The sequence below is a fragment of the Filimonas lacunae genome (assembly GCF_002355595.1).
In the GTDB taxonomy this organism is placed as follows: Bacteria; Bacteroidota; Bacteroidia; order Chitinophagales; family Chitinophagaceae; genus Filimonas; species Filimonas lacunae.
In genome coordinates this window covers 5,415,505-5,438,631 of the sequence record NZ_AP017422.1, presented here as the reverse complement: position 1 = coordinate 5,438,631, position 23,127 = coordinate 5,415,505, and the positions used below count along the sequence as shown (strand labels likewise).

Here is a 23,127-nt window from a genome sequence, read left to right as displayed (position 1 = left end):
GTTATGTTTACGAATTATACATTTACAGTTGTTGAAAAGTTCATGCGTTATGTGCAGGTGGATACACAGAGCGATCCGGCATCTGCTGCTGCTCCTACCACAGAAAAGCAGAAGAACCTGGGCAGTGTGCTGGCAGAGGAATTAAAAGCAATGGGGCTGGCCGATGCGCATATGGATGAGTATGGATATGTATATGCAACAATACCTTCCAATATTACGAAGCAAGTTCCGGTGATCTGTTTCTGCAGCCATGTGGATACGGCCCCTGATTGCAGCGGCACTCATGTAAAGCCTATCCTGCATAAACAATATAATGGTGCAGACATAGTTTTACCTGACGATGCCACCCAGGTTATTTCTGTAAAGGATTACCCATATTTACAACAACATATAGGTCAGGATATTATCACTGCCAGCGGCTTAACCTTATTAGGTGCAGATGATAAAAGCGGTGTAGCGGAAATCATGGATATGGCTAACTACCTGTTACAACATCCGGAGGTAAAGCATGGTGAAATTAAAATACTGTTTACACCAGATGAAGAAGTAGGCAAGGGCACTGCTCATGTAAACCTGAAAAAGCTGGGAGCGGAGTTTGCCTATACATTGGATGGCGGCGAGCTGGGCACCTTTGAAGATGAAACCTTTAGCGCCGATGCTGCTAAAATTACCGTGAATGGTGTAATAGCGCATCCGGGCTATGCAAAAGATAAACTGGTAAATGCCTTAAAAATAGCAGGTGAAATACTGGCTGCACTGCCTGCAGGTGAGTTTAGCCCCGAAACTACTTCCGGCAGGGAAGGTTTTGTGCACCCTGTGGCTATAGGTGGCATTGCTGAAAAAGCTACTATTGATTTTATAGTACGCGACTTCACTACTGCCAACCTGGTCAAACACGAAGCCAGGTTAAAAGGTATTGTAGAAGAGGTGCTGAAAAAGCATCCCCGTGCTACCATGACTTTTGAAGTACATGAGCAATACCGTAATATGAAAGAGGTGTTGATAAACCATCCCCAGGTAGGTGCTTATGCCGAAGAAGCATATCAAAGAGCCGGTTTACAGGTAACCAAAGAGCCTATCCGTGGCGGCACTGATGGCAGTCGTTTAAGTTTTATGGGACTGCCTTGCCCTAACGTATTCACCGGCATGCAGGCTATTCACAGCAAGCACGAATGGATTGGGGTAAGGGATATGCATAAGGCTGTAGAGGTGCTGGTACACCTGGCACAGGTATGGGCCGAAAAGTAATGCTGGTATAACCGCCTGCGGATCAAATTAGCTCCGCAGGCCGTAATTATAGAATGTTTCGTATTTTGTTACCCTAAACTCGTTGAAAATGACCGTTCCAATTGTAATTCTTGTAGTAATTCTGCTTATTCTACTAAGCGGACTGGCTACAGTGAACCAGGCTACCATTGCGGTAACTACCGTATTTGGAAAGTATAACCGTATTCTTCGCCCGGGATTGAATGTAAAGATCCCGTTTATTGAAAACATCTATCGTCGCATCAGTATCCAGAACAGATCGGTAGAGCTGGAATTCCAGGCTGTTACTATTGATCAGGCTAATGTGTACTTTAAAAGTATGCTGCTGTATGCTGTGTTAAATGCCGACGAAGAAACTATTAAAAAGGTAGCATTTAAGTTTATTAGTGACCGCGATCTTATGCAGGCGCTCATCAGAACTATTGAAGGTAACATACGTTCTTATGTAGCCACTAAAAAGCAGGCAGAAATACTGGGCTCCAGAAGAGAGATTGTAGATTCTGTAAAGTCGGAGGTAGACCATGTGCTGGAAGAGTGGGGATATCATTTGATGGACTTGCAGATCAACGATATCACGTTTGATAAAGCAGTAATGGAAAGTATGAGCAAAGTGGTGGCCAGTAATAACCTGAAAGCCGCAGCTGAAAACGAAGGTCAGGCTTTACTGATTACCAAAACCAAAGCTGCCGAAGCAGAAGGTAATGCTATTAAAATTGCTGCGGAAGCAGAAAGAGAAGCCGCCAAATTACGTGGTCAGGGTGTGGCGCTGTTCCGTGAAGAAGTGGCACGTGGTATGAGTCATGCTGCTGAACAAATGAAGCAGGCTAACCTCGATACCAATGTCATCCTTTTCAGTATGTGGACAGAAGCCGTGAAAAACTTTGCGGAAGCAGGTCAGGGAAATATCATTTTCCTGGATGGCAGTCCCACCGGTATGGAAAACAACATGAACCAGATTATGGGCATGATGAAGATGGGGATGGACAAAAAATAGGATAAATTCTTCTTAAAATGGCAAGACAACGAAATTTATTAACACTCAGAGCGTTGTTTTGCCATACACTCTATTTTAGCGCTCATATAAAATTGTAAGAATGGGATTACTGTTACAGGTGGATAGTGCCAAATTGTTGAATGCAGCAGCCAATGCTGTGCAACAGGCACCTCAGCAAATATCACTTTGGAGTTTGTTGAATAAAGGGGGCTGGATCATGTATCCCTTGTATTTACTGCTGGTAGCATCCATCTTTGTTTTCTTTGAAAGATTGATTGCCATTCGCAAAGCTTCCAGGATTGATTCCAATTTTATGAGCATTATACGGGATAATATCATGACCAATAATTTGTCTGCTGCCCGCAATATGGCCCGCAATACAGACAATGCCGTGGCGCGTATTATCGACAAAGGCTTACAGCGTATAGGCAAGCCTATTGATGTGATTGAGAAAAGCATGGAAAACGTAGGGCAGCTGGAAATGTATAAAATGGAAAGAAACCTGAACATTTTGTCACTGGTGGCTGGTATTGCACCCATGTTCGGATTTCTGGGTACCATTGTAGGTATGATTCAGTTGTTTTATGAAATCAACAGCACCGGTAATTTCGAGTTAAGTGTTATTGCAGGTGGTATCTACGTGAAAATGGTTACTTCCGGTACCGGTTTAATCATTGGCTTAATTGCCTACGTGTTACATAATTTCCTCACTACACAGGTAGATAAAACAGCTAATAAAATGGAAGCGGCCAGTGCTGAATTCATAGATATTTTGCAGGAGCCGACAAGATAGTAGTTGTAGAAGCGTTTATTAATTGATTATTTCCAAACAGTAGTATGAATATAAGGAAGCGTAAAAAGTCTCATACCGAAGTGCATACAGGTGCATTAAATGATATTCTGTTCATACTGCTGTTGTTTTTCCTGATCGTATCTACCCTGGCCAATCCCAATGTAGTAAAGGTGAATAACCCCAAAGGCCAGAAAGACACCAAAGCCAAACAAAACATCGTAATTTCTATTGATAAAGATCAGAAGGTGTACATGGGACAAACAGAGGTGCCCCGTGAAATGCTGGACTCTTTATTGAAAATGGAAGTGACAAAATATACCACTAATATTGACACCCCTTCTGTGGTGATCAATGCCGATAGCATCGCGTTTTATGGCGAGGTATTCCGTATTATGCGGGTAGCTAAAAAATCGGGTGCTAAAGTGGTTGCCAACGTGCAATAAAACTGTACGTATAGCCGTGCTAACCGGCTTTTACTGCCTTTATCATCCGGTCTTTACCCTGCATGTCTTTTTTTAACTCTATTTGGGTAAAGCCATTATGGGCAAGTAGTTGCACTGTTTCTTCTCCCAGTGCTTCATTAATTTCAAAAAACAACAGGCCCTGTGCTTTTAAGTGTTGTTGTGCAAAAACGGCAATAGTGCGGTAAAACAACAGCGCATCCCTGTCCGGTACAAACAAAGCCAGGTGGGGCTCGTGCTCCAGCACATTGGAGTGCATGGCTACTTTTTCCATCTCACGGATATAAGGAGGGTTACTTACCACCACGTCAAAAACCGGAAAGGTAGTCCAGTTGGCGGGTTGCAGAATATCGGCCTGGTGAAAGGTAACCGCGGCTTCCAGCTTAGCCGCATTTTGCCTGGCCACGGCAAGCGCCTGTAGCGATATATCCAGCGCATGAACCTGCGCTTGTGGCAATTGTTTTTTTATAGCAATAGGGATACAGCCGCTTCCTGTGCCAATATCCAGCAGAGCAGGGGCCGGTAAGTGAGTGGCTTCCTGTACAATCCATTCTACCAGTTCTTCTGTTTCGGGACGGGGAATAAGCACATGGGCATTTACCAGAAAGGGCATATTGGCAAACCAGGCTTCTTCCAGCACATACTGCAACGGCATGGATTGTAGCAGTTGCAGGGTGTACAAAGTAAGCTGGTTGGCTTCGGAATGCGTTAAAGACCGTGTGCCATGTATCAGCCTGTCGGTACGGCTTAGCCCCGTAATATGCACTATTACCAGCTCGGCTATGTTGGTTGCCTCCCGGCTGTCGTATAACCCCGCTAATTGTTCCTGCGTGCGTTTGTAAGCCTCCTGAACGGTCATACTGCAATGTTAGCACCATTTCAACTACTTTTGCACAAAATGTTCAGCCACGAATCATATATGCAACGATGCCTGCAGCTGGCAAAGCTGGGGGCGGGCAGAGTAGCGCCCAACCCTATGGTAGGCTCGGTGCTGGTATATGAAAATCGTATTATAGGCGAAGGATACCACGAAGTGTATGGAAAAGCGCATGCTGAGGTAAACTGTATAAACAGTGTACGCCCCGAAGATGCACATCTGATACCGCTTGCTACCATTTACGTGTCACTGGAGCCTTGTGCGCATTTTGGTAAAACCCCACCTTGTGCTGATTTAATTATTAAACACGGCATTCAAACGGTAGTGGTGGGCTGTCGCGATCCTTTTAAAGAGGTGAATGGCAAAGGCATTGAAAAGTTGCAACAGGCGGGTGTTACCGTAATAACAGGTGTGCTGGAGCAGGACTGCCTGGAATTGAACAAACGCTTCTTTACTTTTCACACCCGGCACAGGCCCTATATGATATTGAAATGGGCCAAAACCGCTGACGACAAAATAGCATCTTATAGCAATACCAGGCTTATTATCAGTAACGAATTCACTAACCGGCTGGTGCACAAATGGCGCACCGAAGAAACGGGTATACTGGTAGGTACGCAAACTGCACGGGTAGATAATCCGCAGTTGACAGCCCGCTTGTGGCAGGGAAAGCACCCGGTAAGAATGGTGATTGATAAAGACCTGAAACTGCCTTCCTCCCTGCATCTGATGCAGGGCAGCCCGGTAACCATTGTGTTCAATACGCAAAAGCACAGTGAGGAACTGGATGCTAAATTAGTGAATGCCCGCATCGAAGGTGTGTATTATTACCAGGTGAACAATGATACCAGTTTGCTGCACCAGGTATTGAATGCCTGTTATCTATTACAGATTCAAAGTGTGCTGGTAGAAGGGGGGGCTTATTTGCAACAGTCTATTATAGCGGAAAACTGCTGGGATGAAGCCCGTGTTATTACCAACGAACAGCTATGGGTAAAGGAGGGGCTGGCTGCTCCTAAGCTGGAAACTGCTACACCGGTAGCTACTTGTCAATTACAAAACGACCGTATCGATACTTACATTAACAATCAACAATAAAGGAATTGCATAAAAGGTTATGACGGACCCTGAATTTTTTCAAACTATTGCCCAACCCACCACTGCTGAGTTTAAAGACAAAGGAAGCCGCTTCCTGGCCTATGCTTATCCTGTTTCCAGTGCAGAGCAGTTTAAAGAAAAACTGCAGCAACTGAAAAAAGAACATCCCAAAGCCAATCACCATTGCTTTGCCTATCGTTTGGGCATTGATGGTAATAACTTTCGCGCCAGCGATGATGGTGAACCCAGCAGCAGTGCAGGTAAACCCATACTGGGGCAGATTGACAGTAAAAAGCTAACAAATGTAGCGGTGGTTGTGGTACGCTATTTCGGTGGCACTTTACTGGGCGTGCCGGGATTGATCAATGCGTATAAAACGGCTACGGTAATGGCTTTACAGCTAACCCCTACTATACAAAAGCCCATTGAAGTATTGTACGAACTGCAATTCGATTACACCCGCATGAATGAAGTGATGACACTGGTAAAGCAGCACGATTGCTCTATTCAGAGCCAGCAGCAGCAGCTGTTTATGCTGTTAACTATTGGCATTCCCAAAGCGCGTCTGGAAGAAATGCTGTACCGGTTAAAAGACATGCATTATGTAACTGTACAACGTTTGCAGAAATAGTTATTGGAAGCTTTTACTCACTACCAGTTCTTTTGATCCGGCGGTGTAAACATAAAAACCTTCCCCACTTTTTACACCCAGTTTGCCGGCGGTTACCATATTCACTAATAACGGGCAGGGCGCGTATTTAGGATTGCCAAACCCATCGTGCAGTACGCGCATAATGCTCAGGCAAACATCCAGGCCTATAAAGTCGGCCAGTTGCAAAGGCCCCATAGGGTGGGCCATACCCAATTTCATTACGGTATCAATTTCCGATACACCAGCGACACCTTCAAACAGGCTGTAAATAGCCTCGTTGATCATGGGCATCAGAATACGATTGGCAATAAAACCAGGATAATCATTTACCACACAAGGCTCTTTACCCAGTTGTACACTTAGTTGTGTAATGGTTTCTGTTACCTCTTGCGTAGTAGCATAGCCATTAATAATTTCCACCAGTTTCATCACTGGCACCGGGTTCATAAAATGCATGCCTATTACCTTACCGGGGCGTTGGGTGGCAGCTGCAATTTTAGTAATGGAAATAGAAGAGGTATTGGTGGCTAATATAGTTTCCGGAGCAGCCAGCTGATCCAGCTGTGTAAAAATTTTCAGTTTTAAATCGATGTTTTCAGTAGCTGCTTCTACTACCAGTTGCACACCGGCTAGTCCGGCCTGCATATCGGTATAAGTAATAATACGTGATAAGGCTTCGTTTTTCCCGTTTTCTGTTATCAGCCCTTTGGTTACCTGTCTGTCCAGGTTTTTGCCAATGGTGGCCACTGCCTTTTCCAGCTGACTGGCATTCACATCAATCAGGCTAACAATAAAACCTTTCTCGGCAAATACGTGGGCTATTCCGTTGCCCATTGTACCTGCACCAATAACAGCAACATTTTTCATATGGCAAATGACTTAGTACTTCTTTTTCTTAAAATCACCTCGTTTCCAGGCCTTGATAAAGTCAGCCCAGGCAAACGGGTTAAATAAATTGATAGGCGGCTGCTGGCCATTGTAGTAATATTTGGTGGCCTGCTGGCGCAATTGCATGTTTACTGCTTCGCGGCCATCTTTAGGCAGGGTAGCTGCTAAAATGCGCCGGGTAGCTTCGTCAGTATTCTGGCGGGCAATTTCCAGCTGATCGGCCGGAATGTCGGTATTGGCAAAATCCCGCTCAAATTGTTCCCGGCTGGGGCGGGGTTTTAAGATGGTGGCGGGAAGGTTTACCGTATCATTCACCAGTAACTGAAACACATAATAATCGTTTCCAGACAATGTGTCAGGAACGGTAATGATCTTGTCTTTAAAACCGGTACTGGAAAAACGGATCTGTTCGCCGCGTAGCACCACAATAGAAAATACACCCTGATCGTTACTTAAAGTACCTCGTCCGGTACCCTCTACAATCACACTGGCCTGAGCAAGCGCACGAAGGCTGTCGGCACTCATAATAACACCATACAATTGTACAACCGAATCTTTTGAAACCGTTTTGGTTTGTGCTTCGGATTGGGTTACTGACAAAAAAATAAAACCTAAAAGAAAAAACTGTAAAAGTCGCTTCATGCCAAACAGTTAATTATTCTTCAATGATACGTATTTCTAAGTAATCTATACTAACATAACAAAGTAACCCCCTCATGGGTTAACTTTGCGGCAGAATTTCTTTTTTAACAAAATTATGGGTGATGACTGAATCTGATATTCTAAAGGCTTTGAGCAACGTGCAGGAACCCGATTTAGGTAAGGATCTTGTGACGCTGAATATGGTGAAAGACATTGTAATAGAAGGGAATAATGTATCATTTACAGTAGTACTTACCACACCTGCCTGTCCTATGAAGGACATGATGCAAACAGCATGTGTTAACGCGGTTAAAATACTGGTGAATAGGGAGGCAGTGGTGAAGGTGAACTTTACCGCCAATACCAGCTCCAACCGTAAAGATTCGCAGATGCTGTTACCGGGTGTAAAAAATATTATAGCAGTAGTGAGCGGTAAAGGTGGCGTGGGTAAAAGCACGGTAGCTGCCAACCTGGCACTGGCCCTGAGCAAAGGCGGCGCCAGTGTAGGATTAATGGATGCGGATATTTACGGCCCCAGCGTACCTATTATGTTTGGCGTACGTGGCCAGCGTCCGATGATGCGTGAAGTAGATGGCAAAGGCATTATTGTGCCGATGGAAAAACACGGCATTAAACTGATGAGCATTGGTTTGCTGGTAGATGAAAAAAATGCAGTGGTTTGGCGTGGCCCGATGGTAAGCAGTGCTATCAGGCAGTTTGTTACCGATGTAGATTGGGGCGAACTGGATTACCTGGTTATTGATATGCCGCCCGGCACCGGTGATATTCACCTCAGCTTAATGCAAACAGTGCCTGTTACGGGCGTGGTAATTGTAACCACTCCGCAGAACGTGGCCCTGGCAGATGCTAAAAAAGGTATTGCGATGTTTGGGCAGGCGCAGATTAAAGTGCCTATCATTGGACTGGTAGAAAACATGGCTTACTTTACCCCGGCCGAACTGCCTGATATGAAATACTACATCTTTGGCAAAGAAGGTGGACGTAAGCTGGCTGAGGAATATGATCTGCCCTTCCTGGGACAAATTCCACTGGTGCAAAGTATCCGCGAAGCAGGTGACGAAGGCATACCGGCTATCATTAACAATGATCCGGCTACCGTAGCGGCATTTGAGGCTTTTGCAGGTGCAGCAGCACGTAACATTGCCATCCGTAATGCATCAGCAGCGCCTTCACAGGTGTTAGCGTCAATTGCATAATTCCGTTGACATACAAGATATACTTTATACCATTCAATGCTTCTTGTTCGGGTGCTTGGGCGCTTAGGCAAGAAGCATTGTTAAACATACTATAACCGCGTACAATAAAATGAACAAACAACAGCTGGTTGCAGCCATACAGTCGTCCAAATCGTATCTCTGTGTTGGCCTGGATACAGATATCTCTAAATTACCTGCACACCTGAAACAGCATCCTGATGGTGTTTTTTTATTTAATAAAGCGATTATTGATGCTACCAAAGCATCTTGTGTAAGCTATAAAATCAACACTGCTTTTTACGAAAGCATGGGATTGAAGGGGTGGGAAGCCATGGAAAAAACATTGCATTACATACCTGATACCCATTTTACCATTGCCGATGCCAAAAGAGGGGATATTGGCAACACCTCAGCCCAATACGCACGCACTTTTTTCGAAACCTTACCTTTTGATGCTGTTACGGTAGCACCTTATATGGGGGAAGACAGTGTACGTCCTTTCCTGGAATACGAAAACAAGGTGGCTATTGTGTTGGGATTGACTTCTAACAAAGGCGCAGAAGATTTTGAACTGCAACAGGCCGGTGGCGAAAAGTTGTATGAAAAAGTATTGCGAACTGTAAGCAGCTGGGGAACATCCGATAACCTGATGTTTGTGGTAGGGGCCACCCAGGCTTCTGAACTGGCTAATATCCGCAACATTGTTCCTGAACATTTTTTACTGGTTCCGGGTGTGGGCGCACAGGGCGGTAGTTTAAAAGAAGTATCTTCCTATGGCATGAATGCACAATGCGGTTTACTGGTAAATGCCAGCCGTGCTGTTATCTATGCCAGCAGTGGAGAAGACTTTGCCGTTCGTGCACAACAGGTATCGGAAGAATACCAGCAGGAAATGGCGTTATACCTGAACAAATAAACCTATATACGATGGCTGCCCGTACAGACTTATTTCAATCGCCCGATTACTACCAGCTGGATGAGCTTTTTACCGAAGAGCAAAAGCTGATACGTGACACCGTGCGCACTTATGTAAAAAAGGAAATCTCCCCTATCATAGAAGACTATGCGCAGCGTGCAGCATTTCCCGAACAGATAGTAAAGCAGTTGGGAGAGCTGGGATGTTTTGGTCCCACTGTTCCGCAGGAATATGGAGGTGGCGGGTTAGACTATATTAGTTATGGTTTAATGATGCAGGAGCTGGAACGTGGCGATAGCGGTGTGCGCAGTACTGCCAGCGTGCAGGGCTCGCTGGTGATGTTTCCTATTTATGCCTATGGCAGCGAAGAACATAAAAAGAAATACCTGCCTAAACTGGCCAGTGGCGAATGGCTGGGATGTTTTGGCTTAACCGAACCCGATCACGGCAGCAACCCTGCCGGTATGGTTACCAGTTTTAAAGAGGCAGGCGACCATATTATACTCAACGGTGCTAAAATGTGGATCAGTAATGCGCCATTTGCACAGGTGGCTGTGGTGTGGGCTAAAGATGAGCAGGGAGATATAAGAGGGGTGATTGTAGAAAGGGGAATGGAAGGTTTTTCCACGCCTACTACACATGGTAAGTGGAGCCTGCGTGCCAGCGCTACCGGTGAACTGGTGTTTGATAATGTTAAAGTGCCTAAGCAAAACATACTGCCCGGTGTAAAAGGCATGAAAGGCCCTTTAAGCTGTTTATCCAAAGCCCGTTATGGCATTGCCTGGGGGGCATTGGGGGCTGCTATGGACTGCTACGATACTGCTTTACGTTATTCCAAAGAGCGTGTTCAGTTTGACAGGGCTATTGGCGGATTTCAGTTACAGCAGAAAAAGCTGGCTGAAATGATCACTGAAATTACCAAAGCGCAGCTGCTGGTATGGAGGTTGGGTGTGCTGATGGATAAAGGCGCCGCCACACCGGCACAGGTAAGCATGGCTAAAAGAAACAGTTGCGAAATAGCTACTAATATTGCACGCGACGCCCGGCAAATGCTGGGGGGCATGGGTATAACGGGGGAATACAGTGTTATGCGACACATGATGAACCTGGAAAGTGTAATAACCTATGAGGGCACGCACGATGTTCATTTGCTGATTACCGGCATGGACGTAACAGGATTGAATGCGTTTAAATAAAGAGGATGAAGTTATTTTTAATTGGAATGATGGGTACCGGAAAAAGCCATTGGGCAAAATACCTGTCTAAAAAAGTAAAAACCGGTTGTTACGACCTGGATTACCTGGTAGAAACCAGCGAAGAGAAAACGATTACAGAAATTTTTGCAGAAGACGGCGAAGATCATTTCCGTAAAGCAGAAGCGAAAGTGTTGCGTTGGTTTGGTGAAAAGAAAGCTTATGTGTTGGCTACCGGTGGTGGCACTCCTTGTTTTTCGAATAATATCCAATGGATGAATAAAGAAGGGGTGACTATCTGGATTGATGAGCCGGTGGAAACATTAGTAGATCGCGCCAAACAACAAATAGAGCATCGCCCGGCTATTCAGGGATTGTCTGATGATGAAATTCTGCAATTGTTTCAGAAACGACTGGCTGAAAGAACACAATACTACAGCCAGGCACAGTATCACCTGAAGGGAGAGGGAATTACAGAAGCTGCCCTTTTAAAAATTGTAAAACAGCATGCATAAGCCATTTTTTAAACTAGCGGCTTTTTTAGGGGCGCTGGCAGTTATTTTGGGAGCATTTGGAGCGCATAAGCTTAAAGAAATAGTTCCCGCACCTGCATTGGCTATTTTTGAAACCGGAGTAAAATACCAGTTTTACCACGTTTTTGCCTTATTGATTACGGCACTAGCGTGGAAAGAGTTCCCCAATAAGTGGTTGCAATATGCAGGAACTTTATTCGTATTAGGAATTATCTTATTTAGCGGATCATTGTATGTGCTTACGTGGTTAACTGCTGCTTCTGAAGGAGGGCCATTACCTGCAATAGGCAAAGTGATTGGTCCTGTAACGCCTGTAGGCGGCTTATTTTTTATTGCCGGCTGGTTACTGCTGGCAAAGGGAGTAATGGAGCATAAAGATTAAAAATGGTACGATCAGAAAGGACCTTTGACGTATTGGTGAATAAACTACTATGTTGAAGGTCTTTTTGATTGGCGCTATTTTTAACTCTGGTCATTGTTGTAGTGGTAGTTTTATTGGTTTTTCTCGCTAATTGCAGATAGGGAGTTGCTTTACCTGCAATTTTGTTCCTCATTTGTTGGTTTTATTCCTTTTTCAGTATTAATCCCTGTCTTTTTCCCTGTGATCATTAAACAGTGGCTCGCTGTCGTCCAGCAATTCACGTTCAATTTCTTCCATCTGAACAATATCCCAGGCTTCTGTTTCAGTAGGTGCTGCATTTAAAAATTCCAGTATTTCCAGTTCTTCCAGAAAGTCTTCCATTTTTTCGTTCAGGCAACAAATCACAAAAGAAACGTTGTACTCGTAAAATTTTTGTTGCAATGAAGCCAGCGTACCAGCAAAATCTGCTTCCATGTGCTTTACCTCTTTCAGGTTAAGTACAATGTTTTTTATGTCTTTTTGCAGGTAAGGCAAAAGCATTTGGGTAGCCGATTCTGCTAAATTGTCATATAACACAGGGTCTACAGGCGTAATAACTGTAAATTTTTCCTTGGTATCAATTTTGACCTGCATATTCATATTATTAAATGATTAACACGGGGTGCACAAAAGCAGCGTGTCAAGGCTCAAAAATATTCGTTATAATTGTATCACCGCTAATTAACATAATTATTTTATCATGGATAATAACTTTTCAGCCCAGGTAAAGGAGATCATTTCGTTTAGCAGAGAGGAAGCACTTAGGCTGGGGAATGATTTTATTGGTACCGAGCATTTATTATTAGGTTTAATTCGGGAAGGCGAAAATACAGCTATTAAGATTCTAAAACAGCTGAATGTTGATTTGTATGAACTTAGAAAAGAGGTAGAACTAGCTGTTAAAGACAAAACCGGTAAAAATATTGCCAACATCAATAGTCTGCCATTAACCAAGCAGGCCGAAAAGGTGATACGCGTAACCGTTTTAGAGGCAAAGGCGCTAAAAAGTCCATTGGTGGAAACAGAGCACCTGATGCTTTCTATACTGAAGAATAAAGAGAACATAGCTACTCAGATTCTGAGCCAGTTTGATGTTGATTATGACATTTTTAAAACTGAATTAGGTATGGTAAGAAGCAACGATCCCCGTAGCGAGTATACGGAAGACAATGACGACGAATTCGAAGACGAAAAAAGAAGTTTCTCTTCCTCACAACAACGCAGCAAACAACCGGGCAATGTTAAAAGCAAAACTCCGGTGCTGGATAACTTTGGGCGCGATATCACCAAGCTGGCCGAAACAGGGGCATTAGACCCGATTGTAGGCCGTGAGGAAGAAATTGAAAGGGTTTCTCAGATTTTATCACGTCGTAAAAAGAATAACCCTATACTCATCGGTGAACCTGGTGTGGGTAAAACTGCTATCGTAGAAGGCCTGGCCCTGCGTATAGTACAACGTAAGGTAAGCCGTGTATTGTTTGATAAAAGGGTTATCTCTTTAGACCTGGCAGCCCTGGTGGCAGGTACCAAATACCGTGGCCAGTTTGAAGAGCGTATGAAAGCGATCATGAATGAACTGGAAAAAAACAGGGATGTAATTCTGTTCATTGACGAAATTCATACCATCGTAGGGGCAGGTGGTGCCAGCGGATCATTAGACGCCAGCAACATTTTTAAACCAGCGCTGGCTCGTGGCGAACTGCAATGTATTGGTGCTTCCACACTGGATGAATACCGCATGTACATTGAAAAAGATGGTGCATTAGACCGTCGTTTCCAGAAAGTAATGGTAGACCCACCAACCGTGGACGAAACCATCCAGATTTTAACCAACATCAAAAGCAAATACGAAGAGTATCACAACGTAGCTTATAACGACGAAGCAATTGAAGCTTGTGTGAAGTTGAGCGATCGTTATATGACCGACCGTTTGTTACCTGATAAAGCAATTGATGTAATGGATGAAGTGGGCGCACGCGTTCACCTCAAAAACATCAACGTACCACAAAATATTCTTGACCTGGAAAAACAGATTGAAGAAATCAAACAGGAAAAGAACAAAGTGGTAAAAAGTCAGCGTTTTGAAGAGGCTGCTGCACTGCGTGATACGGAAAAGCGCCTGGGCGAAGACCTGGAAAAAGCGAAAGGTATCTGGGAAGAAGAAAGCAAACACAAGCGTTACCCTATTGATGAAGAGAACATCGCAGAAGTGGTAAGCATGATGACTGGTATTCCTGTTAAACGTATGGTTCAGGCTGAAAGCGAGAAACTGCGCAAGATGTCTGACGATATGAGAGGTATGGTAATAGGCCAGGAAGATGCGATCTCTAAAGTGGTGAAAGCCATTCAGCGTAACAGGGTAGGTTTGAAAGATCCTAAAAAGCCCATTGGTACTTTCATTTTCTTGGGACCAACCGGTGTGGGTAAAACAGAGTTAGCCCGTTCACTGGCCCGCTATATGTTCGACTCAGAAGATGCGCTGGTGCGTATTGATATGAGTGAATACATGGAGAAATTTACTGTAAGCCGTTTAATAGGTGCGCCTCCCGGATATGTAGGTTATGAAGAAGGTGGTCAGCTTACTGAAAAAGTACGTCGTAAGCCTTATAGCGTAATTCTGCTGGATGAAATTGAAAAAGCACACCCGGATATCTATAACATTCTGTTACAGGTGCTGGACGATGGCCAGTTAACAGATGGTTTAGGCAGAAAGGTAGATTTCAAAAACACATTGATCATTATGACCTCTAACATTGGTGTACGCCAGTTGAAAGAGTTTGGTGATGGTGTAGGTTTTGCTACTGCTGCCCGCGTTCAAAGTCAGGATGAGAACAACAAAGCAGTGATTGAAAAAGCACTGAAACGTACATTCTCTCCAGAGTTCCTGAACCGTATAGATGATGTGGTGATCTTTAACTCACTGAGCAAAGACAATATCTTCCAGATTATCGATATCCTGATGCAAGGTGTGTTAAAACGCCTGACCACATTAGGCTTTACACTGGAAATTACGCCTGAAGCGAAAGACTTCATTGCCGATAAAGGTTATGATGTTCAGTTTGGTGCGCGTCCGCTGCACAGAGCTATTCAGAAATACCTGGAAGATCCATTGGCAGAAGAAATTCTGAATATGAATGTGAAGCAGGGTGATGTGTTAATAGCCAACCTGGATAAAGAAAACAATAAGATTGTTTTTGAACTGGGCAGAAGGAAAGAAGAAGCTGCAGACGTCAAATAATCAGAGGAGCAAACATCCATAAAAGATAAATCCCGCTTGGAAAAGCGGGATTTTTTCTTTAATAAACCAACCAATCTATAACTATGAAAAAATCAAAAATCCTATGAACAAAGCACCAAATATGGTGGAGTAATCTTCTGTTGTATTAGTTCATTCCCATAATAAAATGGAAAGCCGGTAGTTCAGCTGCCTGGTACAAATCGAAACTTCTTTTGCGACTGGTAATTTTTTTATGCTTGCGCATATCGAAAATTTCGTACGCGTTACGAAACATGAAAAACGATGAAGCGAATGCAGTGATGTCATTGATTCGTCTTGCTTCCAATTCCAGGTTCTGTGTGCTGGTGTTGTTGTTGTATTGAACCAGCAATATTTCGTTTGGCATATGTAGCTGTTTAATTACAGTACAAGATTACGCCACATCTGCACAATAGGGGGTTTAAAACCACTTAAAAGAATGTTGATAACCCATTAAATAGGCTTAAACCTTTTTAACCGTAGCGCCAATGCTAACCTATTTTAGCATTGGCACTTGCAAAAGTGACTGTAATTGAATCAGTTAAAGGACTGGCAGAGCAGAGGCTGCTTTCTTTTTAGCATGGATGGCAAAATAGTAAATAGGAATGCCCGAAAGGGTTATCAGCAATCCTGGCCAGGTGTAAGTGGGCTTATAAGCTATCAGCAACAGGCAAAAAGCCAGGCCCATGATAATATAGATTACCGGTAACACGGGGTAACCAAAGGCTTTATAAGGACGTTCAGCCGCAGGCTGCTTTTTGCGTAAAATAAAAATACCTGCAATGGTAAGCATATAAAACACTACTACCACAAATGAAATCATATCCAGCAAATCGCCGTATTTACCGCTAAGGCTCCAGCCACAGGCAAACGCGCACTGAATCCACAATGCAAAGCCGGGCACCGCCTGCTGGTTTAAATTGCCGGCTTTTTTAAAGAAAAGGCCGTCCGATGCCATGGTATGATATACCCGTGCACCAGCCATTATTAAACCATTGTTGCAGCCGAAAGTAGATACCATAATCAGTAGCGCCATAATCATGGTGCCGTACTGTGCAAAAATGACCTGTGCGGCCGAAACGGCAACCCGGTCTTTATCGGCAGCAGCAATTTGCTGTAACGGTAATACTGCTGTGTACATGATATTGGTAAGCAGGTAAATAAGCGTAACAATGAGGGTGCCCAGAAACAAGCTTAAGCCGATATTGCGTTTGGGATTTTTTACTTCGCCTGCAATAAAGGCCACGTTATGCCACGAGTCGCTGCTGAAAATAGAACCCACCATAGCGGAAGCAATAGCGCCCAGGGCAACAATGGTGGTATAAGAAGAAAGCGAGCCATCAGGTGCCATTTTTTGCAGGGTAAAAGCGTTGGTCCAGTTACTTTTGAGTACGCCGGAATTGGTGGCTAAAAAGCCAAAAATGATAAGCCCGAAAATGCTTACCAGCTTCGTCAGCGTAAAAAAGGTTTGCAGTGTTTTACCTGTTTTTACCCCACGGGTATTGAGCCAGGTAAGAAACACAATTACCACAATGGATACCAGCTGTGCAGCGGCTATTTTAAAATTGCCAGCCTGCAGCACAATATGATCTTCACTTAAGGCGGGTACCAGGTAAGCGGCAAATTTGGCAAAGGCCACGCCCACTGCGGCTATGGTAGCAGTTTGAATCACGGCAAAAAAACTCCAGCCATACAAAAAGGCGGTAAGTGGGTTGTACGCTTCTTTCAGATATACATATTGTCCGCCTGCTTTCGGATACATGCCACTGAGTTCTCCATAGCTTAATGCAGCAATAATGGTCATAAAACCGGTAATAATCCAGGTAAGCATCAGCCAGCCTGCGCTGCCTGTGTTTCGGGTGATATCGGCGCTCACTATAAAAATGCCCGAACCAATCATACTACCCGCTACCAGCATGGTGGCATCCAGTAAAGAAAGAGAAGGTTTGAAAGAAGAAGCGTGTTGTGTCATATTCTCAAATAGTTTGCAGTTTGTGTTGAGTTTAAAGCTAGCAATGAGAATCACGCTTGTCTACACCATTTTTATCCCTTTGTAGCCCAATATTGTCTTGAATGTTAAGCGCATAAAAAAAGCCGTTGCTATGCAACGGCTTCAAACAATTTAAAGAGTTTGTGGCTAACCAATCACCTTTACGTTAACTGCGTTCGGCCCTTTCTTGCCTTGCTCTATATCAAATTCAACTACGTCGTTCTGCTTAATCTGATCAATTAAACCATTAGAATGTACGAAAGTTTCTTTTTCTGAATCGTTATGCTTGATAAACCCAAATCTCTTTTCGTCATTAAAGAACTTTACAGTTCCTTGAATTTTTGTGCTCATAATTGTATTGATGTATAAAATTAGGTACAAGATAGTGTTTAACGCGCAGAACGGTTCATAAAATGGAGGTTTAATTATTTTTCCAAATTAACTGTCTCATTTCGTGCTCGATAAGTAGCTGTTTTTGGTGTATGACGGAAGTGTGTGTGGTCAATTCCTGCAAAAGCCTTCCTTTTAACGGAAGGTGCTCTTTTGTGTGCGGGCTGGGGTGCAATGGCGTAAAAGGAATAACGCTGGCGGGCAGTTTTTCCAGTTTGTCGAAATAGGCATTCAGCACGTTCTTTTTATCATAAAAGCTGGCGGCGCTTTTAATGCTTTCTTCAATATGGCAGGTATAGAAAGACAGGAAGTCCTTTTCGTTATAATCCATAGACACCAGCAGCTCAATAAAGGCATCTTCAAAGGTGATGCTGCTTTGGTGCTTACGCAGCAGATCTTCCAGGTTCTTTAACAGGTCTTCTGTATATAAAAAACGTTGCCAGCTAATGCGGGTATGCTTTTCAGGCTTGCATTTTCTTACCAGTGTGCGCATCACTGCATACAACTCATCCTGTGTAATCATCTGGCTCATGCGCTGCTGTACCCAAAGCCAGCGTGGAGTGAGGTTGCGCATTTTTTTATATGAAAAAGCAGCAGGCACTTTTAACTGAAGGTAATTGCAGGAAGGCCATTTGGAAATGATGGTAGTAATGGTATGGCTAAGATTATCTGTAATGTTACCTAGAAAAGTAATTTTCTGGGGTACATGCTTTTTGATAAGCATGCTATAATGATGTAGCTTGTCCGAACTGCGTGTAATACTTTTCAGGTATTGGTTAACAATAGCAGCCGGCTGGGCTATTTGCTGTGCAGCTATATAACCACCTAATTCTTTTACTATATTCTGACGTACTTCTTTAAATTCTACCAGGGTTTGCAGGCCTAAACACATTTTTTCCGGCCCCGTTATTTTTTCAGCCAGACAATGTAACCGCATCAGTGATGGGCATTGGGTTTCGTCGAAAAAATATTCCATGTTATACATAAACAGGTACAAATACGTTTTGGTTACCAATAAAAAAGTTATGTAAAATGGCTTTTTGAGGGGAGATAGAGCAATAATGCCTTACGGTGATTACTGCGGAGGGCTAAGTTAACTAAAAAAAACTTATTAAAAGAAATGGGGATAAGTATTTTGCCCCCAATAGGGGCTTTCTACTAAAAATGAGTAGTAGCCTGGTTGGCTCAGGAGATAAAATAATATCAATGTCAGCCGGTTATTAGGAGAGCAGGATCATAATTGTATCAGAAATTTTCAATGGCTTCCGAATGAAAATCCAATACCTGTAATATAAAATCTTTGATAGGGGGTAAGCTATCGTTTTCGTCTGTTGCAATGTGAAAGCAAAAAGCTGGTTCAGTAGGTTGCATCAGGTCTGTTTTATTATAAAAGTGGGTAAGTAGTTCTTTTTTATCCTGGTAACTGTCAGCATTAGCAATGCTGTTTTCAATATGCTCTATGTAATAACAAATAAATTCCTCATCATAATATTCCCAATACAGCAGCGAGTCGGTGAAAACTTCATCCACAGGAATGTTACGGTCAACGGTAGCCAACAGGGTTTGCAGCTTATCCAGTAAATGATTGTTATACATTAATCTGCGCCAGCATAATTCATTATCCAGTGAAGGGCGGCATTCTCTTACCATGTTCATTGCTACCAGCTTTATTTCCGGGTCAATGATGCGTGCTACCAGTTGCTGGTGTATGGAGTGCCATTTATGACGGTTCGCTTTCATATCGCTGGCTATAACAGCCAGGTGCACGCGGCCGGCAAGCGGATCAAAACGTGGCCAGTGATAAGCCATCATCATAATCATTACCATCAGGTTTTGATGAATGGCTTCGATAACGGCTGCCTTTCCTTTAAATTTTCTTTGAATAAGCTTTTTATACTTGTATAAATCGTCGCTGATTTTACGAATAGCTTCCAGGTATTGATGCATTAGTTGCATCATATCATCGTGCTCTGTGATGGACTCAATGGATGCACGAAAATCTTCAATCAGTGGTTTATTCAATAAACTTACATTTTGACCCACCGATTCCGGAGGAAGGGGGGAGGAATTGGTTATTATATCCCTTACAAATATTTCCAGTACGGTTAACGTTCGCCATTGTACTGGTGTATGTGCTCTGTTAATCATAGCATTGACTAGTTATAAATAGGAAAAGCGTGCAGCATATACGCTGCAAGGGTTTAACAGAGAAGATTGGATCGGGAAACAGCCTGTGGCTGTTAATAGATAAGAAAGATAGTAAATTATAGCATTCGACAAAAAGAAATGCTGAAAAAAGTTGAAGGTGATATAGGCGCAGAATAAAGTATAATAAAAATGATGTATTGATGTTCCTGCTTTCTGCAGCTGTGTTCCCGGTGAGGTTGTAGTGAAAATATTATATAGCGTAGGCAGGGCTTGTAATAAAAAAAACTCCTGGAAACCATAGTGTGTTTCAGGAGTTTTTAAAGAAGGTATTGCGTTAATTCTCCGCTTCGTAGCCTACATCTACCAGCAGGTTTTTGCCATCGGCAGCCTGTGTGGCCAGTTGGTCGCAACGGTTATTGTAAGGGTTATCGGCATGGCCTTTCACCCAACGCATTTTAATGTTAAAGTCTTTAGACAGTTTATAGAAACGTGTCCACAGATCCTTGTTTTTTTTGCCACCTTTAAAATCGTTTTTAATCCAGCCATCTACCCATTTTTTTTCGATGCTGTTTACTACATATTGGCTATCGGTAAAAACGGTAAGTGCTACGCCTTTTTTAGTAAGGGCTTCCAATGCAACTATTACGGCCAACAGCTCCATCCGGTTATTGGTGGTGCGACGGTAGCCGGCAGAAAGTTCTTTTACTTTCTCACCCCACATTAAAATAGCTCCATACCCGCCCGGTCCGGGGTTGCCCCTGGATGCTCCGTCGGTATAAATAATCAGTTGATGGCCTTCAGACATGTATGCAAATTTTCGGGCTGCAAAGTAAGCACATTATCATACCTGAAAAACGCCCAGCTTCAAATCATTTATTACCGGGTTGTGATTTGCTGCTGCAATGCCTTCGCTGATTACTTTTCGCGTATCGGCCGGGTCAATAATTTCATCCACCCATAGCCTTGCTGCTGCATAGTAGGGGCTGGTTTGGCTGTTGTAACGGTTTTTAATGGTTTGCAATAACTCCTGCTCTTCCTCAGCTGTAATGGTTTTTCCCTGGCTTTTAAGGCTGGCCACCTGTATCTGTAACAATGTTTTAGCTGCCTGATCGCCTCCCATCACTGCTATTTTAGCACTGGGCCACGCATAAATAAAACGTGGGTCGTAGGCTTTGCCACACATGGCATAGTTGCCGGCGCCAAAGCTGTTGCCGGTGATGATAGTGATTTTAGGCACTACACTGTTGGCTACTGCGTTCACCAGTTTGGCCCCATCTTTAATAATGCCTGAATGTTCGCTACGGGTGCCTACCATAAAGCCGGTTACATCCTGTAAAAACACCAGGGGTATTCTTTTCTGGTTGCAGTTTAATATAAAGCGGGCAGCCTTATCGGCGCTGTCGTTATAAATAACGCCACCCATCTGCATTTCGCCTTTTTTATTTTTGATCACCAGGCGTTGGTTGGCTACAATGCCTACGGCCCAGCCTTCAATACGGGCATAGCCACATACAATGGTTTGGCCATATTCTTTTTTAAACTCGTCAAATTCACTGTTGTCCACCAATCGCTCAATCAGGTCTACCACGTTATAGGGTTTACTGTTGCCTTCGGGGATAATGCCATACAACTCGTCGGGGCTTTTGACAGGAGCTACTGCTGCAATACGGTCAAACCCGGCAGTGGGGGAGTGTCCTATTTTACTTACCAGTTTTTTAATATGGTCAAGACATTCTTCTTCCGTGGTAAAGCGATAATCGGCAATGCCGCTTATTTCAGTGTGTGTGGCGGCGCCGCCCAGTGTTTCGGCATCGACTTCTTCGCCAACGGCTGCTTTTACCAGGTAGGGACCGGCTAAAAAAATGCTGCCGTTGCCTTCTACCATTAGTGTTTCATCGCTCATAATGGGCAAATAGGCTCCCCCGGCTACGCAGGGACCCATTACAGCTGCAATTTGTGTAATGCCCATGGCGCTCATTTGCGCGTTATTGCGAAAAATGCGTCCAAAATGTTCTTTGTCCGGAAAAATTTCATCCTGCATGGGCAGGTATACCCCGGCACTGTCTACCAGGTAAATAACCGGTAGGCGGTTTTCCATGGCAATTTCCTGCAGGCGCAGGTTTTTTTTGCCGGTGATGGGAAACCAGGCGCCTGCTTTTACTGTTTGATCGTTGGCCACTATCACGCATTGCCGGCCGCTGACATAGCCTAAACCAGCTACGGTGCCGCCGGCGGGGCAACCCCCATGTTCTTCATACATCTGGAAGCCGGCAAAAAGCCCCAGTTCTGTAAAACGGCTACCCTTATCAATCAGGTAATCAATACGTTCCCGCGCAGTAAGTTTGTTGCGCTCTTTTTGTTTTTCAATGGCTTTTTTACCACCACCCTGTTTAATGCGTCCTGTCTGCTGTTTCATTTCACTCAGTAACAGACGCATCCAATCTTCGTTCCGGTTAAATTGTATGGTCATAAATGTATCGTTAGAACCAAAAAATATGCTGGCCGGATAAATTTACAGTTATTTTAAGGGTATTTGAATCTCATTTTAAGTAGTTGCCAATCAGTTATATGTACTTTAGCAACCTCTATTCATGACCAACACGCTAGAAAATGGATGTAATACAACGGAATAATATCAAAGTATTTGGCAACGACAGCGCAACGCAAACAATGCTTTTCGGCCATGGCTTTGGTGTAGATCAAACATCTTTTAACCAGTTAGTACAGTTTTTTGGTAAAGATTACAGGGTGATCCTGTATGACAATGTGGGTGGTGGAAATGCTGATCCGGCGGCTTATAGTTCTGAGCGTTACAGTACGCTCAATGGCTATGTGGCCGATCTGCTGGATATATGCAATTATTTACATTTGAAAGATGTCATTTTTGTAGGACATTCTGTTAGTGGCATGGTAGGTATGTTGTCTTCTATCAGAAACCCCGAATATTTTAGCAAGCTGGTGTTATTGGGGGCTAGTCCACGGTATCTGAATGAGGAAGCGACTGGTTATATCGGAGGTTTTGCACAAGAGGATCTGGAAGGGTTATACCAGGCAATGAGCAATAACTATTATGCCTGGGCCAGTGGTTTTTCGGCTTTGGCAATGAATAATCCCGATCGTCCGCAACTGGCAGAGGCTTTTGCCAGCACTTTATCTGCCATCAGGCCGGATATAGGTTTGGCGGTAGCGCGGGCTATTTTTGAATCAGACCACCGCAATGATCTGGGTAAAACTTCAAAGCCAACTTTGATTGTGCAGTCCAGTGATGATATAGCCGTACCTGCTTATGTAGCCAATTATCTGCATCAGCATATTCCGGGTAGTAGCCTGGCTAATATTAATTCAAAAGGACATTTTCCGCATATGAGCTCGCCTGGCGAAGTAATTTCGGCCATGCAGCAGTTTCTGTAATT

Annotated in this window: 24 protein-coding genes; 13 read left to right on the top strand and 11 right to left on the bottom strand. The window is 43.7% G+C overall.

All coding sequences use genetic code 11. The annotated features are described in order from the left end of the window. Nucleotides 1-3 precede the first annotated feature (3 nt). The 4 genes from pepT (at nt 4) to FLA_RS21435 (ending at nt 3,496) form a co-directional block, all read left to right on the top strand. A complete protein-coding gene (gene pepT, locus FLA_RS21450) occupies nt 4-1,248 on the top strand; it encodes a peptidase T (RefSeq protein ID WP_076382273.1) in 1,245 nt (414 codons plus the stop codon). An 88-nt stretch (nt 1,249-1,336) separates the two neighbouring features. Beyond that, a complete protein-coding gene (locus FLA_RS21445) occupies nt 1,337-2,260 on the top strand; it encodes an SPFH domain-containing protein (RefSeq protein WP_076382272.1) in 924 nt (307 codons plus the stop codon). Between the two features lie 100 nt (nt 2,261-2,360). Next, the gene (locus FLA_RS21440) at nt 2,361-3,053 is read left to right on the top strand and encodes a MotA/TolQ/ExbB proton channel family protein (protein WP_076382271.1); all 693 of its coding nucleotides are present in this window, start codon (nt 2,361-2,363) and stop codon (nt 3,051-3,053) included. Nucleotides 3,054-3,097: 44 nt separating this feature from the next. Next, complete coding sequence (locus tag FLA_RS21435) at nt 3,098-3,496, top strand: ExbD/TolR family protein (RefSeq protein ID WP_076382270.1); 399 nt, start codon at nt 3,098-3,100, stop codon at nt 3,494-3,496. 19 nt (nt 3,497-3,515) lie between these two features. Here the strand turns inward: FLA_RS21435 and prmC are convergent, their stop codons facing one another. Beyond that, nucleotides 3,516-4,373 (bottom strand): peptide chain release factor N(5)-glutamine methyltransferase, encoded by an 858-nt coding sequence (prmC, locus tag FLA_RS21430; protein WP_076382269.1) that lies wholly within the window; start codon nt 4,371-4,373, stop codon nt 3,516-3,518. A gap of 60 nt (nt 4,374-4,433) precedes the next feature. Between prmC and ribD the strand changes: the two genes are divergently transcribed. Next, nucleotides 4,434-5,489 carry a bifunctional diaminohydroxyphosphoribosylaminopyrimidine deaminase/5-amino-6-(5-phosphoribosylamino)uracil reductase RibD gene (gene ribD / locus FLA_RS21425; RefSeq protein ID WP_076382300.1) on the top strand — a complete coding sequence of 352 codons (1,056 nt, stop codon included), beginning with the start codon at nt 4,434-4,436 and terminating at the stop codon, nt 5,487-5,489. A gap of 19 nt (nt 5,490-5,508) precedes the next feature. After that, on the top strand, nt 5,509-6,120 hold the full coding sequence (locus tag FLA_RS21420; protein WP_076382268.1) for an IMPACT family protein: 612 nt from the start codon (nt 5,509-5,511) through the stop codon (nt 6,118-6,120). On the opposite strand, the gene FLA_RS21415 is transcribed toward FLA_RS21420, so the two are convergent. Then, entirely contained in the window at nt 6,121-7,008 is an 888-nt protein-coding gene (locus FLA_RS21415; RefSeq protein ID WP_076382267.1) for a 3-hydroxybutyryl-CoA dehydrogenase, read from the bottom strand. It abuts the gene before it with no gap. 12 nt (nt 7,009-7,020) lie between these two features. Further along, nucleotides 7,021-7,671, bottom strand: a complete 651-nt coding sequence (locus FLA_RS21410) for a carboxypeptidase-like regulatory domain-containing protein (RefSeq protein ID WP_076382266.1) — start codon at nt 7,669-7,671, stop codon at nt 7,021-7,023. A 122-nt stretch (nt 7,672-7,793) separates the two neighbouring features. Between FLA_RS21410 and FLA_RS21405 the strand changes: the two genes are divergently transcribed. From FLA_RS21405 to FLA_RS21385, 5 genes are all read left to right on the top strand, one after another. After that, nucleotides 7,794-8,888: an Mrp/NBP35 family ATP-binding protein gene (locus FLA_RS21405; RefSeq protein ID WP_076382265.1), complete on the top strand. Its 1,095-nt coding sequence runs from the start codon at nt 7,794-7,796 to the stop codon at nt 8,886-8,888. A gap of 109 nt (nt 8,889-8,997) precedes the next feature. Further along, a complete protein-coding gene (gene pyrF, locus FLA_RS21400) occupies nt 8,998-9,804 on the top strand; it encodes an orotidine-5'-phosphate decarboxylase (protein WP_076382264.1) in 807 nt (268 codons plus the stop codon). 11 nt (nt 9,805-9,815) lie between these two features. After that, a complete protein-coding gene (locus tag FLA_RS21395; protein WP_076382263.1) occupies nt 9,816-11,000 on the top strand; it encodes an acyl-CoA dehydrogenase family protein in 1,185 nt (394 codons plus the stop codon). Between the two features lie 5 nt (nt 11,001-11,005). Further along, nucleotides 11,006-11,512 (top strand): shikimate kinase, encoded by a 507-nt coding sequence (locus FLA_RS21390; RefSeq protein ID WP_076382262.1) that lies wholly within the window; start codon nt 11,006-11,008, stop codon nt 11,510-11,512. Continuing rightward, complete coding sequence (locus FLA_RS21385) at nt 11,505-11,912, top strand: DUF423 domain-containing protein (protein ID WP_076382261.1); 408 nt, start codon at nt 11,505-11,507, stop codon at nt 11,910-11,912. Before FLA_RS21390 ends, FLA_RS21385 begins: the two co-directional genes overlap by 8 nt. 198 nt (nt 11,913-12,110) lie before the next feature. Here FLA_RS21385 and FLA_RS21380 read toward each other — a convergent pair whose 3' ends face one another. Then, complete coding sequence (locus FLA_RS21380; protein WP_231940303.1) at nt 12,111-12,530, bottom strand: STAS domain-containing protein; 420 nt, start codon at nt 12,528-12,530, stop codon at nt 12,111-12,113. A 100-nt stretch (nt 12,531-12,630) separates the two neighbouring features. Between FLA_RS21380 and FLA_RS21375 the strand changes: the two genes are divergently transcribed. Then, on the top strand, nt 12,631-15,168 hold the full coding sequence (locus FLA_RS21375; RefSeq protein WP_076382260.1) for an ATP-dependent Clp protease ATP-binding subunit: 2,538 nt from the start codon (nt 12,631-12,633) through the stop codon (nt 15,166-15,168). Nucleotides 15,169-15,313: 145 nt separating this feature from the next. Here FLA_RS21375 and FLA_RS21370 read toward each other — a convergent pair whose 3' ends face one another. The 7 genes from FLA_RS21370 to FLA_RS21340 form a co-directional block, all read right to left on the bottom strand. Next, nucleotides 15,314-15,553, bottom strand: coding sequence for a hypothetical protein (locus tag FLA_RS21370; RefSeq protein ID WP_076382259.1), 240 nt, complete (start codon nt 15,551-15,553; stop codon nt 15,314-15,316). A gap of 174 nt (nt 15,554-15,727) precedes the next feature. Continuing rightward, entirely contained in the window at nt 15,728-17,158 is a 1,431-nt protein-coding gene (locus FLA_RS21365; protein WP_076382258.1) for an APC family permease, read from the bottom strand. 165 nt (nt 17,159-17,323) lie between these two features. Continuing rightward, nucleotides 17,324-17,527 carry a cold-shock protein gene (locus FLA_RS21360; protein WP_076382257.1) on the bottom strand — a complete coding sequence of 68 codons (204 nt, stop codon included), beginning with the start codon at nt 17,525-17,527 and terminating at the stop codon, nt 17,324-17,326. Nucleotides 17,528-17,597: 70 nt separating this feature from the next. Next, nucleotides 17,598-18,542 (bottom strand): hypothetical protein, encoded by a 945-nt coding sequence (locus FLA_RS21355; protein ID WP_148666374.1) that lies wholly within the window; start codon nt 18,540-18,542, stop codon nt 17,598-17,600. Between the two features lie 269 nt (nt 18,543-18,811). Next, entirely contained in the window at nt 18,812-19,714 is a 903-nt protein-coding gene (locus tag FLA_RS21350) for a hypothetical protein (protein ID WP_076382255.1), read from the bottom strand. A 334-nt stretch (nt 19,715-20,048) separates the two neighbouring features. Further along, on the bottom strand, nt 20,049-20,519 hold the full coding sequence (gene rnhA / locus FLA_RS21345; protein ID WP_076382254.1) for a ribonuclease HI: 471 nt from the start codon (nt 20,517-20,519) through the stop codon (nt 20,049-20,051). A 36-nt stretch (nt 20,520-20,555) separates the two neighbouring features. Then, nucleotides 20,556-22,184: an acyl-CoA carboxylase subunit beta gene (locus FLA_RS21340; protein ID WP_076382253.1), complete on the bottom strand. Its 1,629-nt coding sequence runs from the start codon at nt 22,182-22,184 to the stop codon at nt 20,556-20,558. A gap of 140 nt (nt 22,185-22,324) precedes the next feature. Between FLA_RS21340 and FLA_RS21335 the strand changes: the two genes are divergently transcribed. After that, complete coding sequence (locus FLA_RS21335; protein WP_076382252.1) at nt 22,325-23,125, top strand: alpha/beta fold hydrolase; 801 nt, start codon at nt 22,325-22,327, stop codon at nt 23,123-23,125. Nucleotides 23,126-23,127: the final 2 nt, after the last annotated feature.

Excerpts from the sequence above, each read along its gene's own strand:
- FLA_RS21415 (WP_076382267.1), bottom strand. The coding sequence starts at position 7,008 with ATGAAAAATGTTGCTGTTATTGGTGCAGGTACAATGGGCAACGGAATA.
- FLA_RS21380 (WP_231940303.1), bottom strand. The coding sequence starts at position 12,530 with ATGAATATGCAGGTCAAAATTGATACCAAGGAAAAATTTACAGTTATT.
- FLA_RS21350 (WP_076382255.1), bottom strand. The coding sequence starts at position 19,714 with ATGATTAACAGAGCACATACACCAGTACAATGGCGAACGTTAACCGTA.
- FLA_RS21445 (WP_076382272.1), top strand. The coding sequence starts at position 1,337 with ATGACCGTTCCAATTGTAATTCTTGTAGTAATTCTGCTTATTCTACTA.
- FLA_RS21385 (WP_076382261.1), top strand. The coding sequence starts at position 11,505 with ATGCATAAGCCATTTTTTAAACTAGCGGCTTTTTTAGGGGCGCTGGCA.
- FLA_RS21420 (WP_076382268.1), top strand. The coding sequence starts at position 5,509 with ATGACGGACCCTGAATTTTTTCAAACTATTGCCCAACCCACCACTGCT.
- prmC (WP_076382269.1), bottom strand. The coding sequence starts at position 4,373 with ATGACCGTTCAGGAGGCTTACAAACGCACGCAGGAACAATTAGCGGGG.
- FLA_RS21405 (WP_076382265.1), top strand. The coding sequence starts at position 7,794 with ATGACTGAATCTGATATTCTAAAGGCTTTGAGCAACGTGCAGGAACCC.
- FLA_RS21355 (WP_148666374.1), bottom strand. The coding sequence starts at position 18,542 with ATGGAATATTTTTTCGACGAAACCCAATGCCCATCACTGATGCGGTTA.
- FLA_RS21390 (WP_076382262.1), top strand. The coding sequence starts at position 11,006 with ATGAAGTTATTTTTAATTGGAATGATGGGTACCGGAAAAAGCCATTGG.
- FLA_RS21365 (WP_076382258.1), bottom strand. The coding sequence starts at position 17,158 with ATGACACAACACGCTTCTTCTTTCAAACCTTCTCTTTCTTTACTGGAT.
- FLA_RS21370 (WP_076382259.1), bottom strand. The coding sequence starts at position 15,553 with ATGCCAAACGAAATATTGCTGGTTCAATACAACAACAACACCAGCACA.
- FLA_RS21360 (WP_076382257.1), bottom strand. The coding sequence starts at position 17,527 with ATGAGCACAAAAATTCAAGGAACTGTAAAGTTCTTTAATGACGAAAAG.
- FLA_RS21435 (WP_076382270.1), top strand. The coding sequence starts at position 3,098 with ATGAATATAAGGAAGCGTAAAAAGTCTCATACCGAAGTGCATACAGGT.
- FLA_RS21375 (WP_076382260.1), top strand. The coding sequence starts at position 12,631 with ATGGATAATAACTTTTCAGCCCAGGTAAAGGAGATCATTTCGTTTAGC.
- rnhA (WP_076382254.1), bottom strand. The coding sequence starts at position 20,519 with ATGTCTGAAGGCCATCAACTGATTATTTATACCGACGGAGCATCCAGG.
- FLA_RS21410 (WP_076382266.1), bottom strand. The coding sequence starts at position 7,671 with ATGAAGCGACTTTTACAGTTTTTTCTTTTAGGTTTTATTTTTTTGTCA.
- FLA_RS21395 (WP_076382263.1), top strand. The coding sequence starts at position 9,816 with ATGGCTGCCCGTACAGACTTATTTCAATCGCCCGATTACTACCAGCTG.
- FLA_RS21440 (WP_076382271.1), top strand. The coding sequence starts at position 2,361 with ATGGGATTACTGTTACAGGTGGATAGTGCCAAATTGTTGAATGCAGCA.
- pepT (WP_076382273.1), top strand. The coding sequence starts at position 4 with ATGTTTACGAATTATACATTTACAGTTGTTGAAAAGTTCATGCGTTAT.
- ribD (WP_076382300.1), top strand. The coding sequence starts at position 4,434 with ATGCAACGATGCCTGCAGCTGGCAAAGCTGGGGGCGGGCAGAGTAGCG.
- FLA_RS21340 (WP_076382253.1), bottom strand. The coding sequence starts at position 22,184 with ATGACCATACAATTTAACCGGAACGAAGATTGGATGCGTCTGTTACTG.
- FLA_RS21335 (WP_076382252.1), top strand. The coding sequence starts at position 22,325 with ATGGATGTAATACAACGGAATAATATCAAAGTATTTGGCAACGACAGC.
- pyrF (WP_076382264.1), top strand. The coding sequence starts at position 8,998 with ATGAACAAACAACAGCTGGTTGCAGCCATACAGTCGTCCAAATCGTAT.